Origin of the sequence: Flavobacterium soyae (assembly GCF_021245985.1) — a bacterium.
Taxonomy (GTDB): Bacteria; Bacteroidota; Bacteroidia; order Flavobacteriales; family Flavobacteriaceae; genus Flavobacterium; species Flavobacterium soyae.
The window spans coordinates 159,251-172,205 of the sequence record NZ_JAJQXA010000007.1 but is presented as its reverse complement, the minus strand read 5'-3'; the positions used below and the strand labels follow the sequence as shown (position 1 = coordinate 172,205).

Sequence of the window (12,955 nt, the reverse complement as noted above, 5' to 3'; positions counted from 1 at the left end):
CAAATTAAATTTTATCTATTTTTAAATGAAATGTTAAGCGGTGATTTTTTTTATTTGCCACGAATTACACGAATTTTCACGAATTATTTTCATGCAGATTGAGTAGTTTTTTTGTCACAGATTTAAAGGATTAAAATGATTTATTTCTAAATTTTAAATTAAATCTGCAGAATCTGCGTGAAACAAAAAAAATCTTTTTAATCCTTTAAATCTGTGGCTATATTTTTTTACATCAAATTGAAGAAAAAAAATTAGTGGAAATTTGTTTAATTCGTGGCAAACCTTCTTTACTGTAAAACTTCGTGCATTGCTTTAGCTTTTAATAAACATTCTTCGAATTCTTTTTCTGGAATTGAAAGCGATGTTATGGCACTTCCTACTGAAAACGAAACGTATTGTTTTTCCTGATTGTACAATATACTTCGAATTACAACATTAAAGTCAAAATCACCTTCGGGTGTAAAATAACCAACGGCGCCGCTGTAAAGTCCGCGTTTGGTTTCTTCCAGATTTTCGATGATTTTCATAACCGAAATCTTTGGCGCGCCTGTCATACTTCCCATTGGAAAAGTTGTTTTTAAAACGTCTGCCGGAGAATATTCAGGATCTAATTTTGACGTTATGGTCGAAATCATTTGATGAACCTGCAAGAAAGAATAGATTTTGCAAAGTTCTTCAACTTCAACAGAACCTTTTTGTGCTGTATGTGATAAATCGTTCCGAACTAAATCTGTAATCATAATATTTTCGGCACGTTCTTTTGCATCAGATTCGAGGAGTTCTCTTGATTTTTGATCTTCTGCCGAATCTAAAAATCGTTTTGAAGTTCCTTTTATAGGCTGAGAAATAATTTTATCTCCCACTTTTTTCAGATAACGTTCCGGTGAAGCAGAAAGTAAATATTGTTTGTGATTTTTGAAGAAAACTGAAAATGGTGCTTGTGAAATTTCATTCAGTTTCTCAAATTTTTCTAACGGATTAATTATTGCATTTTCGGCAAAAAATTCCATGCAAAAATTTGCTTCATACATATCGCCTTTATGAATATGTTCAAGCATTTTAGTTACTTTTTCAACATATAAATCTCTGGAAATACGCTGCTCAATTTTTAAAGATGCTGCACTTTCGACTTTTGACTTTTGACTTTCGACTATCTCATTAAAATCATCTTCAACCTCATCATCACAAAGCAGCAAATATTGAATTTCAAGCTGATTTCCTTTTAATACAAATATTTTTTTTGGCTGAAAAAAGAACAAATCCGGAAATTCTAATCCATCAAAATTATTTGATTTTAAGTCTTCAATATCATTTTTTAAATCATAAGATAAATAACCAAACAGCCAGTCTCTTGTGGTTTGCTGATATTGTTTTAAGTCATCAAAAGCGTTGTGAAAATCAGTTTTTAATGATGTAAAAGCATCTACAGCCAATAAACAATCAAAACTTGAATATCGCTGCGGATAAGAATTACTGTCTAAAAAAATGACTTCACGAAATTGCTGTGCCCAGATTAAAAGCTGTTGTTTAAACTGCTCCGGGTTTGAAATAGGCTTGGTAATAGAAACTCTCAAAAATGAATGGATTTTTAAATTTCAAAATTACAACAAAAAAAGACCTTCGATAAAAGATTCGATAAAAATTATTGGCACGCTTTTTAGTACATCGATTTTATATTAATTCACAAACATTTTAACAAATTAAACAAATTAATACCATCAAAATATTTTATTCATTAATCAAATTTTAAACATTTATGAAAACAACTGCAAAATTAGGTTTGACCGCCTTAACTATTATTATTTTATTATTTTCCTGCAAAAAAGCAGATTACGCTTCTGAGGAATCAGCAGATTCTAAAATGACGGCAGACAGTACTGCTATTTCATCTTCTGCAGCAGTCGAACAAAAAGACAGCAAACAGAAATTTATCCGAACTGCTGATATTAAATTCAAAGTTAAAAATGTCGTCAAATCTACTTACGCAATTGAAAATGCTGTTCAAAAATTTGGCGGTTTTGTTACTTATACAAATTTACAAAGTAACATTCACGATCAGATTAAAACTAAAATCAGCCAGGACAGTACACTTGAAACTACTAAATATTCAGTAGAAAATAATATTACAATTCGTGTTCCAAATACAAAGCTCGACACCATTATTAAAACTATTGCCAAACAAATTGACTTTTTAGATTACAGAATAATACAGGCCGATGATGTTTCAATAAAGTTACTTGCCAATCAGCTTTCGCAAAAAAGAGGTGCTGTAAGCGAAAAAAGAGTAGAAAAAGCCATTGATTCTAAAGGCAAAAAAATAAATGATGTTATTGATGCCGAAAATACGCTGGCTAACCAAAAAGAAGAAAATGATAATCGCATCATTGAGAATTTATCGATGCAGGACCAGGTTAATTTCAGCACAATTACTTTACAGCTTTATCAAAATGAAACTATCAAACAGGAAATAACTGCGGGCGAAAAAGACAGTTCTGCGTACAAACCTAATTTAGGGATCCAGATTATTGATGCTTTAAAAAGCGGATGGTATATTTTGCAGGCAATATTAGTTTTTTTCATTAATCTTTGGCCAATTATATTACTTGTAATCAGCGGATTCTTTCTTTATAAAAAATATTATAAAAAATAAGAAAAGTGTTAATAAAACAACAATTTCGTAATAAAAAAATCATTATATTTGATACAGCATTAAACTAATCCCAAAGTAGAATATTATTGATTGTTAAATTCTCAATAAAATAAGACTTAAAATAGATTTCCGTTTTATTTGAAGAATATTGATTTGTATTATCAGCACACTAATTATATCATTTAACCTATTCAAATTCTAAGTATTATGAAAATTGCTACTATTATTGTCCGCGTTTTGATCGGCCTTCTTCTGCTGTTTGCTTCTATTTCGTTCTTTTTTAAACTTGCGCCGGAACCAGAAACAACAGGAAATTTTAAGGCTTTTAATATGGGTTTAGTTGCTTCAACTTATTTGCTTCCGTTAGCAAAAACTGTTGAACTGCTTTGTGGTCTTTCATTTGTAACAGGTCGTTTTGTGACTTTGGCAAATATTCTGATTTTACCAATTACGATCAATATTTTGTTTATCAATTACTTTTTAACGCCTGAAGGCCTGCCAATTGCCGGATTACTTTTTCTAGGCAATTTATTCTTGATTTACAGATATTGGGATAATTATAAAACTGTGTTTACGCCTTAATTATTTATCGTATAAAAACAAATAAACCCGACATTTAGAATGCCGGGTTTTTTATTTAATTTGATTTATCGTATTTTACCCAAACCAAGTCTGAATATGATATACTCTAATTTCCTGAGTTTTGATAAGAAAAACTGTTTTTAATACTTTCTGGCATTGTAGTTTCTCCAGAAAGATTCATATGTATTTAAGCTTTCGCCCGCAACAAGAGTATGTTTATAATCGTTGTTTGCTGCAACAACATTACATCCTGAATAAAGGACCAAAAAATGAGACTTTGAGCATACCAACATTGTCTTTTCTGACAAATTTGGCTTTCCCGATGCTCTGTTCCCACTTGTCTTTTTTGACACCATAGCCCTTATTATCGACTCTAATGGTACCGGTTATCGTTGAGAGAATATTTGGCGGTAACATTATCTAAGTTTCTTTCCCAATTGTAATCTGATCGTGCGATTTTATGCCATCTTAAATATCCGGCTTTATCAAAATTGGTAACTGCAGCAGCTTTTTTAGGAATAATAGAGCCGCAAGAATAAAAAACAGATTGCGATTCTTGCTCCTAACAAAAACTGGAGCTATATATCTAGTTATCAAGATGTAATATTTTTATTACCATAAAGATTACATCTGAATTACACATCTAATTTACAAAATTTTTCTCCAAGTTTATATTTTTTTAGGCATTAAAATTTGCTGTAAAATAAAAAAACCATCAGAAATAATTCCTGACGGTTTTTAAATATGATTGTACGTAAAAAATTATACGTGTAAAGCTCTATTTTCTGTCGCTGCCAATGCTGCTTCTTTTACCGCTTCCGCGAAAGTTGGATGCGCATGGCTCATTCTTGAAATATCTTCGGCAGAAGCTTTGAATTCCATAGCAGTAACCGCTTCAGCAATTAAATCGGCTGTACGCGCTCCAATCATGTGAACTCCTAAAACCTCATCAGTTTTTTCGTCAGCAAGGATTTTTACAAATCCGTCTAAATCAGCACTTGCTCTTGCACGTCCTAAAGCTTTAAATGGGAAACTTCCAGATTTGTATTTTATTCCAGCTGCTTTCAATTGCTCTTCAGTTTGTCCAACCGCAGCAACTTCTGGCCAAGTGTAAACTACACCCGGAATTAAGTTATAATCGATATGCGGTTTTTGACCTGCTAAAATTTCAGCTACCATTACTCCTTCTTCCTCTGCTTTGTGCGCCAACATTGCCCCGCGAACAACGTCACCAATTGCATAAATATTAGGAACATTAGTTTGTAAATGATCGTTTACTTCAACTTGTCCTCTGTCTGAAATTTTAACTCCGGCTTTGTCAGCGTTTAATCCGTCTGTATAAGGACGACGACCAACAGAAACTAATGAATAATCTCCTTCCAGCGTGATTGTTTCTCCTTTTGCATTTTCAGCCTGAACTACAACAGCATCGCCGTTTCTTTCTACTGATTTTACTTTGTGAGAAACGTAGAATTTCATTCCTTGTTTTTTCAACACTTTAGTCAATTCTTTTGAAAGGGAACCGTCCATTCCCGGAATGATTCTGTCCATGAATTCCACTACAGAAACTTGCGCTCCCAAACGTAAGTAAACTTGTCCAAGCTCGATTCCGATAACTCCACCACCGATGATAACTAAATGTTTTGGAACTTCTTTTAAAGCTAAAGCTTCAGTAGAAGTGATGATTCTTTCTTTATCAATTTTGATGAATGGTAAAGATGATGGTTTAGAACCTGTAGCAATTACAGTATATTTTGCTTCGATAGTTTCTGATGTTCCGTCAGCTTTTGCAACTGCAATGTGCGTTGCGTCTACGAAAGAACCTAAACCATTGAAAACAGTAATTTTATTTTTTTCCATTAGGTAGTTAATTCCACCTACGGTTTGATCTACAACGGCTTGTTTGCGTGCAATCATTTTCTCTAAATTGATTTTTACATCACCAGAAACTTCAATTCCGTGATCTGCAAAATGAGCAATTTCAGCATAATGGTGAGAAGAAGATAATAATGCTTTTGAAGGAATACAACCTACGTTAAGGCAAGTTCCGCCTAATGAATTATATTTTTCTACAATTGCAGTTTTGAAACCTAATTGTGCGCAACGAATTGCTGATACATATCCGCCAGGACCTGAACCTATAATGACTACGTCAAATGAACTCATAGTATTTTGTTTTTATTTTAGCGGTTACAAAATTAAGCAATAAAGTTTTGTTTAAAGTTTAATTTTCAATGTTTTTTGTGTGAAATTTTGGAGGAAGGTTTTCTGCCACGAAGGCTCTAAGACACAAAGTTTTTTTGTTTTTTTTTAGTCTCGCAAAGACGTCGAGGCGCAAAATTTATACTCAAGCTTGTTATCCTGAGGAACGAAGGATCACACGAGGGATTCTGTAAAGATTGGCAACTTGCTTTACGGAATTACTTTATGGAGTTTCTAGTGTGATCCTTCGTTCCTCAGGATGACAAACTGGACGTTAGACGCACTGCAGTGCGTCTCTACAGAAAAACCTTTGCTCCTTTGCTTCTCTGAACCTTTGAACCTTCAATCTAAGGTTTTCTTTCTGGATTTCTTGAAGTATGAAATACTGAATAAATAATTATTTCAGCACCAATAATCTCATAAATTATAACAAATGGAAATTTAACCAACGTCATTTCTCTATAACCTGGCTTTTTTTTAATTTCAAATAATTCTGGATTAGTTTTTAAAACTTTTAGATAAGATTTTAAATAAGTTAGAAATTGTTTTCCTAAACCTTTACTTCTACTTTCGTAAAATTCAATAGATTCATCAATTTCTTTTTCTGCCAATGGTAAAATTTTGATTTTAAAAACCATATTTAGCATTCAGTCGTTGCTCTGCTTCTTCCCAAGTACTTGCTTCTATTTCTCCAGACAAATATTTTTCTCTTTCTTCAGCAACTTTATTGTAATGTGAATCTGGAACGATTGACTCTTTTTCATCGTGATTGATGGCATCAAAAACGCTTTCCAAAATTTCTAATTTTGAATCGTCATCAATGATTTTACCAAAATCCTTTATAAGCTTGCGTCTTAATTCCTTCGTTTCCATTTTGTTTGTATTTAAACTCAAATTTAAGTTTTTTTAGCTTTGAATTTTGTTAATGTTTTCCATTTATGTATTTAACGTAATGTTAGACGCACTGCAGTGCGTCTCTACAAAAAAACCTTTGCTCCTTTGCTTCTCTGAACCTTTGAACCTTCTAAAACGAAATCACCGTCGAATTCTTCACCTCACTAATCATAAACATACTTTGCGTACTTCCGATATGCTGCAGTGAAGTCAGTTTTGTAACTAAAAACTCTCTATAAGCTTCCATATCTTTTACCAAGACTTTTAGAATATAATCGTAATCGCCGCTTACGTGATGGCATTCTAGAACTTCATTGAGTTTTATGACTTCGCTTTCGAATTTGGTTAAGAATTCTTTAGTATGTTGAATGAGTTTTAAATGGCAGAAAACTACAAAACCTTTTTCAATTTTGGATTTATCTACTAAGGCAGCATAGTTTTTTATTATTCCTTCTCGTTCTAATTTTTTGATTCTTTCATAAACAGCAGTTACCGAAAGATTAAGTTTTAAGGACAATTCTTTATTGGTCTTTTTGCTATCAGTTTGCAGTAAAACCAGGAGTTTTTTATCTGTAGCGTCTAAAGTCATTTTTAGTTGATGGTTTTTGGTTGATGGTTTTTGGTTGATGGTTGATAGTTTATCACAAAAGAAAGAAAATCTATTTAACTGTGTTTTTTACATCAAATTTAGATTAAAAATCAGCACAAATATACTTTTATAGTTTTAAATTCTAATTTTTCATTTTATAGTTGATTAATTTTCTTATTAGATCTTATTTTGAATAGAATTTCTTTTGAAAACGAGAGTCCTAGCCCTGATAGAAGTGGAAATCCTTTTGTGCCGGTCCCGATAGCTATCGGGAGGCACAAAAGATTGAAACGGATAGCAGGAAATAGCTCCTGATAATTTTGTTTCAGGTTTCAAGTTTCAGGTTGTTGGAACTTGAAACCTGAAACTTGAAACAAAAAAAACAAAAACTTACTATAATGAAAAACTTCAACCCAGCAGATAAAATTCAGGATTTGCAATATTTTGGCGAATTTGGCGGTGTGAATCCGTCGATTTCTGATTCTTCGACTTATACTTTTCTTTCGGCTAAAACCATGTTTGATACTTTTGAAGGCAATATGGAAGGCTGTTATTTGTATTCTCGCCATTCCTCGCCAAGTAATTTGTATTTGGATCAGGCTTTGGCTGCGATGGAAGGAACAGAAACGGCAAATGTTTCGGCTTCGGGAATGGGAGCGATTACACCTACTCTATTGCAATTGTGCGGCGCGGGCGATCATATTGTTTCGAGCCGAACTATTTATGGCGGAACTTACGCTTTTCTGAAAAACTTTACACCAAGATTCGGGATTGAAACGAGCTTTGTAGACATTACTAAACTTGATATTGTAGAAGCTGCAATTACGCCAAATACGAAAGTTTTGTATTGCGAAACGGTTAGTAATCCGTTATTGGAAGTTGCTGATATTGCAGGTTTAGCTAAAATTGCTAAAAAGCACAATTTGAAATTGGTTGTTGATAATACGTTTTCACCTTTATCAGTTTCTCCTGCTAAATTGGGTGCTGATATTGTGATTCATAGTTTGACAAAATACATTAATGGAAGCAGTGATACGGTTGGCGGTGTAACTTGCGCTTCTAAAGAATTTATCAATTCGCTAAAAAATGTAAATTCTGGCGCAAGCATGTTGTTAGGTCCGACAATGGACAGCTTGCGTTCGGCAAGTGTGATGAAAAACCTGCGCACGCTTCATATTAGAATTAAACAGCACAGCCATAATGCGCATTTTCTGGCCGATCAATTTGAAAAAGATGGCTTAAAAACGGTTTATCCTGGATTGAAAAGTCACCCGAGTCATGAATTGTACAAAACAATGATTAATCCGGAATATGGTTTTGGCGGAATGCTGACAATTGATGTTGGTTCTTTGGAAAAAGCCAATGAATTAATGGAGTTAATGCAAGAACGAAATCTAGGTTATCTAGCGGTAAGTTTAGGTTTTTATAAAACCTTATTCAGCGCGCCTGGAACTTCAACTTCTAGTGAGATTCCGTTAGAAGAGCAAAAAGAAATGGGACTAACTGATGGTTTAATCCGTTTTTCTATCGGATTGGATAATGATATTCAACGTACTTACGAAATGATGAAAGCTTGTATGAAAGAGCTTGGAGTTTTAAAAAAAGATTCTAAGGTTCTGAGTTGCTAAGATTCTAAGTTTTTTTACTTCCCCTCGCAGATGTAGCAGATGGGGCTGATCTTTTTTTTAGCAAAATAATCTGCTTAATCCGCGAGAGAAAAAATTATCCACAATAAATAAAATACATCTCTCAATAAATAAATTTGCACATTTTTTTAGATTGTTTTGAATCCGCTGGAGATCGTTCTCAAAGCGGATTTTTTATTTACCAAAAACACTCATTTACAAGTGTTTAAAATTTACAAATATCAATTTCATATTAAAAAATAACAAATTTTACGATTAATGTTTTTTAACTCATTATTTCTGATAAAGTTTTAAACACTAAAACGTTGTAGTAATTGGATTTCAAATTATTAGGTATTTCAAGTGTTAATAAAACATACTTTTGTCAGAAATTTAACCATTTAACCAACTAAACCGAAATTATGAAAAAAAACCTACTCTTGTTTTATGCCTTATGCATTCCCTTTGCTTTTTTGCAAGCACAAGTGCATACTTCTTACTTATGGCATCTGCATCAACCGACTTATTGGGGAGATATAAGTAAGGAAAACCCAAATCGATATCAAATCGTAAAAGAATCTCAAGACTTGAAAGTCTCGGGTGCCAATAACGATAAAAACGGATTGGCTCACCCGACAAACAATCTTGAAGAAATTTTTGGAGCAGGAGATCGGGTTGCCGCTTATCAATTTGCGCCAAAAAATGCTATTAATTCTATTCGTGATTTAAGCAAAGCGGGAGCACAAATTACCTACGGCGGTTCTTTGATGGAAAATGTCAATGAATTGGCACAAGCAAATCAATGGGGATATTCGAATTCTTGGACACAAAATATCAAAGATGCAAAAGCCTGGAAAACTTCAGGCGGATTTTCTCGTATGGAGGTAGTTTCTTTTACAATGCATCATGCGCTTTCTCCTTTATTGAGTGACGAGGCTTTAAAGAAAGAGATAAAAGCACATCAATACTATAGTGCTCAATTATTTGGAACTCATAATTCTAAAGGATATTGGCCAGCAGAATGTGCTTTTTCTGAAAGAATTATAAAAACTTTAGCTGAATGTGGCATCGAATGGTCTGTAATTGCCAACAGTCATTTGTCAAGAACTTTGGCCGATTATCCAATAAAATATGGCTCTGGCGGAAGCATGTGTGATCTTCCAAATAAAGCAGATCAGGTAGAAACTCTTGGAGGAACTTGGTTCTCTGCGCAAAAAGATGCCCGTGGCGGACAGTTTGCCGTACCTTATTCTTATCTTCCTTATAAAGCGAAATATGTTGATCCTGAAACTGCTCAGGAATATAAAATCACTGTAGTTCCGATGGCTGATTACGAAAGTTACGAAGATGGATATGCCGCAATAGGCACTTCCTTAATTGCTCCAATTGTGGCAAAAGCATCGACTTCGCCAAGACCGCCATTGGTATTATTTGCTCATGATGGCGATAATGCCTGGGGCGGCGGATCGTCTTATTACAACGAATCGGTGACGGGATTTTCTCATGCATCTTCTGCTAATGGAAATATTGCAACTACAATTCCACAATATTTATACGATAATCCTGTTCCAGAGTCGGCGGTTGTACACGTTGAAGACGGCGCATGGGTAAATGCCGATGGAGATTTTGGACATCCTCAATTTACCAATTGGCTTTGGCCTTTCTTTGATCCGGTTACTAAAAAATTTAATCCAAATGGCTGGACTGAAGATATGATGAATCAGGCGATAACAACTGCCGGAGAAAATCATGCAATTATGGCTGAGCAATTGGAAGGCAATAATCTTAGAATGAGCGAAATTGTAAATCCGACCGCTGCAGTAAGTCCTGCTGAAAAAGCATGGCACTTTTTAATGGCTGGCTATGACAGTGGAAATGCTTATTATGGACTAGCTGAAGATTTAGAAATAAAAACTACTCTTGCTGTTAATAGATGCGTGCAATTTGCAAAACCAACTTTAGATGCACATCCAGGAGCTGATGCAACAAAACCATCTGTTTTTATTCCGCAGCGCTGGCCTTATAATCCTGGTGAAAAAGGATATGGAGCGCCTTATGCGTATAAAGATTTCTTAAACTCTGCCGACTTTACCGTATATACTTTTGCTTATGATGTAAGCGGAATTGAAAGAGCAGAATTAAAGTATAGAATTGATGTTGACGGAAAAAACAATCTGAATTCCAATCAAAATGAAACTTATGCTGGCGGAAGCGAAGTAGGAAGCTGGATAACGCTGCCTATGGCAGAAAGAGTTTTCCCGAAAGGAAATGTTACCAATAATCCGCAAGCTGATTTATACATGCTTCCAGATGTAATAGCAAATCAATATTCTGCTGAAATTGCTGGAATATCAGAAAAATTATTAGACTATTATGTGGAAGTGACCGATAAAAAAGGAAATACCACTAAATCTAAAATTCAGCACGTTTGGGTTGGAAAAAACTTAGATGTTGCACCAAAAATTGCTTTTACACCAGATGCTGGAAATTCGACTACGGCTATAGATGTAACTATTACAGCAACAGACAGCACAGATCCAAAACCAAAATTATATTACACTATTGATGGTTCTACTCCAACAACAGCTTCGCCAGTTGTGGAGTCAGCAAAAACAATCAACATTGCACAAACTACAACGATTAAAGCTTTTGCAGTAGATAAAGACGGCAATCAATCTGATATTGTAACCAAAACGTATACTATTGGTGCACTTCCAGAATTTACGGTTTATTTTAAAAAACCATCCAACTGGAACTCTGCTGTAAAAATTTATTATTGGTCACCAACGGGAACTGCTCCTGCAGTAACTTATCCAGGAGTTGCAATGACGCAAGATTGTGGAGATTGGTATAAATATACTTTCCCATCGACAGTAAGCGCTTCAAATTTATTGTTTAATGATGGTTCCCTAAAAACAGGCGATTTAAGTTCAACTGGTGGAATCAAATTTTATGATAACGGTTGGCTAAGTGCTGAACCTGCAAACAGATGTCCTTCTGTCGCTCCCGATTTCACATTTTCGCAAGCAGGTGGAAATTTCACTACAGGAACCACTTTAAATCTGACTTTAACAGCAAACGAAAGCATTTCTGTAATCTATTATACTCTTGATGGAACAGATCCTACTACAGCTTCTGCTTCTGCAGTGGGTTCAAAAGCAATTACAATAACTAGTACAACGACACTTAAAGCTTTTGTCAAGAATGCTGCGGGAGTTAGTTCTTCCATAAAAACAGAAACCTATACTTTTAGCACTCCTGCTGCTTTTACGGTCTATTTTAAGAAACCATCTAATTGGAGTTCTTCAGTTAAAATTTATTATTGGTCTCCAACAGGAACTGCTCCTGCAGTAACTTATCCTGGCGTTGCAATGACGCAAGATTGTGGAGATTGGTATAAATATACTTTTCCGTCAACAGTAAGTGCTTCGAATTTACTATTTAATGATGGAAACCTAAAAACTGGAGATTTAAATACTACAGCAGGAACTAAATATTATGATTCTGGCTGGCTGAGTGCAGAACCTGCAAACAGATGCCCTGTTATTGCTCCAGATTTCACCAATTCTAAACCAGGAGGAACATTTACAACTGGAACCACTGTCAATGTTGTTTTAACCGCAAACGAAACGTCTTCTACTCTATATTATACTTTAGACGGTACAACTCCAACAACAAACTCTGCATCGGCAATTGGCAGTAAATCTTTTGCTTTTACTACAAATACAACTTTAAAGGCTTTTGTTGTCAATACGTCTGGAGTTTCATCAGCTGTAAAAACAGAAACTTACACTTTTACTGCAGTTCCAACACTTACAGTATATTTTAAACCTCCAACAACTTGGATTTCTGCTCCAAAAGTATATTATTGGAATGCCGTTCCATCAGGAAGTGTGGCTAATGCTGCTTGGCCAGGTGTAACAATGACAGCTGATACCAATGGTTTTTACAAATACACCATCACTGGACCAACATCGATCAATGTTATTTTCAATAATGGCTCTAGCGGTTCTGCAAATCAAACTGCCGATTTATTAAGTAAAACTGATGGCTACTCGTACACATGGGGAGCAAGTACGGCAAAAACAGCAATTAATGTAGCTGATAAAGAAGAAGCACAAGAAACCTATGCTGTTCGTTTATACCCTAATCCCGCAGATCAGACACTTCTTATAAACTCTACTATTGCAATAAGCAATTACACTATTATTTCTGCTCAAGGAAGTATTGTTCAGGAAGGAAAATCTAATACAAGCAGTATTGATGTAAGCCGTTTAAGCTCTGGATTATATTTTATTACCATCCGTTTAGAAAATGGCGTAGAAACAATGCAAAAAATTGTAAAAAAATAAATCTATTAAATTATTAATTTCAATAAAAAAGCCGTTCTGAATAATTCCAGAACGGTTTTTT

At 34.5% G+C, this 12,955-nt stretch carries 9 protein-coding genes; 4 read left to right on the top strand and 5 right to left on the bottom strand.

The features are described from left to right. Positions 1-287: 287 nt before the first annotated feature. Positions 288-1,574 carry an anthranilate synthase component I family protein gene (locus LUU93_RS11165; protein WP_232681165.1) on the bottom strand — a complete coding sequence of 429 codons (1,287 nt, stop codon included), beginning with the start codon at positions 1,572-1,574 and terminating at the stop codon, positions 288-290. A gap of 182 nt (positions 1,575-1,756) precedes the next feature. On the opposite strand from LUU93_RS11165, the gene LUU93_RS11160 reads away from it, so the two are divergent. Next, positions 1,757-2,650 carry a DUF4349 domain-containing protein gene (locus LUU93_RS11160; RefSeq protein ID WP_232681164.1) on the top strand — a complete coding sequence of 298 codons (894 nt, stop codon included), beginning with the start codon at positions 1,757-1,759 and terminating at the stop codon, positions 2,648-2,650. Between the two features lie 207 nt (positions 2,651-2,857). After that, on the top strand, positions 2,858-3,232 hold the full coding sequence (locus tag LUU93_RS11155) for a DoxX family membrane protein (RefSeq protein WP_232681163.1): 375 nt from the start codon (positions 2,858-2,860) through the stop codon (positions 3,230-3,232). Positions 3,233-3,994: 762 nt separating this feature from the next. On the opposite strand, the gene lpdA is transcribed toward LUU93_RS11155, so the two are convergent. From lpdA to LUU93_RS11135, 4 genes are all read right to left on the bottom strand, one after another. Beyond that, a complete protein-coding gene (gene lpdA, locus LUU93_RS11150) occupies positions 3,995-5,398 on the bottom strand; it encodes a dihydrolipoyl dehydrogenase (protein ID WP_232681162.1) in 1,404 nt (467 codons plus the stop codon). A 383-nt stretch (positions 5,399-5,781) separates the two neighbouring features. Next, positions 5,782-6,072, bottom strand: a complete 291-nt coding sequence (locus LUU93_RS11145; RefSeq protein ID WP_255669460.1) for a type II toxin-antitoxin system RelE/ParE family toxin — start codon at positions 6,070-6,072, stop codon at positions 5,782-5,784. After that, positions 6,062-6,307 (bottom strand): hypothetical protein, encoded by a 246-nt coding sequence (locus LUU93_RS11140; RefSeq protein ID WP_232681160.1) that lies wholly within the window; start codon positions 6,305-6,307, stop codon positions 6,062-6,064. The genes LUU93_RS11145 and LUU93_RS11140 overlap by 11 nt, the downstream gene beginning before the upstream one ends. Before the next feature lie 151 nt (positions 6,308-6,458). Next, positions 6,459-6,917, bottom strand: coding sequence for an Lrp/AsnC family transcriptional regulator (locus LUU93_RS11135; protein ID WP_111365432.1), 459 nt, complete (start codon positions 6,915-6,917; stop codon positions 6,459-6,461). 398 nt (positions 6,918-7,315) lie between these two features. On the opposite strand from LUU93_RS11135, the gene LUU93_RS11130 reads away from it, so the two are divergent. Both LUU93_RS11130 and LUU93_RS11125 read left to right on the top strand, forming a co-directional pair. Then, the gene (locus tag LUU93_RS11130) at positions 7,316-8,545 is read left to right on the top strand and encodes an aminotransferase class I/II-fold pyridoxal phosphate-dependent enzyme (RefSeq protein ID WP_232681159.1); all 1,230 of its coding nucleotides are present in this window, start codon (positions 7,316-7,318) and stop codon (positions 8,543-8,545) included. 419 nt (positions 8,546-8,964) lie between these two features. After that, positions 8,965-12,894, top strand: coding sequence for a starch-binding protein (locus tag LUU93_RS11125; protein WP_232681157.1), 3,930 nt, complete (start codon positions 8,965-8,967; stop codon positions 12,892-12,894). Positions 12,895-12,955 lie beyond the last annotated feature (61 nt).

Excerpts from the sequence above, each read along its gene's own strand:
- LUU93_RS11160 (WP_232681164.1), top strand. The coding sequence starts at position 1,757 with ATGAAAACAACTGCAAAATTAGGTTTGACCGCCTTAACTATTATTATT.
- LUU93_RS11155 (WP_232681163.1), top strand. The coding sequence starts at position 2,858 with ATGAAAATTGCTACTATTATTGTCCGCGTTTTGATCGGCCTTCTTCTG.
- lpdA (WP_232681162.1), bottom strand. The coding sequence starts at position 5,398 with ATGAGTTCATTTGACGTAGTCATTATAGGTTCAGGTCCTGGCGGATAT.
- LUU93_RS11145 (WP_255669460.1), bottom strand. The coding sequence starts at position 6,072 with ATGGTTTTTAAAATCAAAATTTTACCATTGGCAGAAAAAGAAATTGAT.
- LUU93_RS11140 (WP_232681160.1), bottom strand. The coding sequence starts at position 6,307 with ATGGAAACGAAGGAATTAAGACGCAAGCTTATAAAGGATTTTGGTAAA.
- LUU93_RS11135 (WP_111365432.1), bottom strand. The coding sequence starts at position 6,917 with ATGACTTTAGACGCTACAGATAAAAAACTCCTGGTTTTACTGCAAACT.
- LUU93_RS11130 (WP_232681159.1), top strand. The coding sequence starts at position 7,316 with ATGAAAAACTTCAACCCAGCAGATAAAATTCAGGATTTGCAATATTTT.
- LUU93_RS11125 (WP_232681157.1), top strand. The coding sequence starts at position 8,965 with ATGAAAAAAAACCTACTCTTGTTTTATGCCTTATGCATTCCCTTTGCT.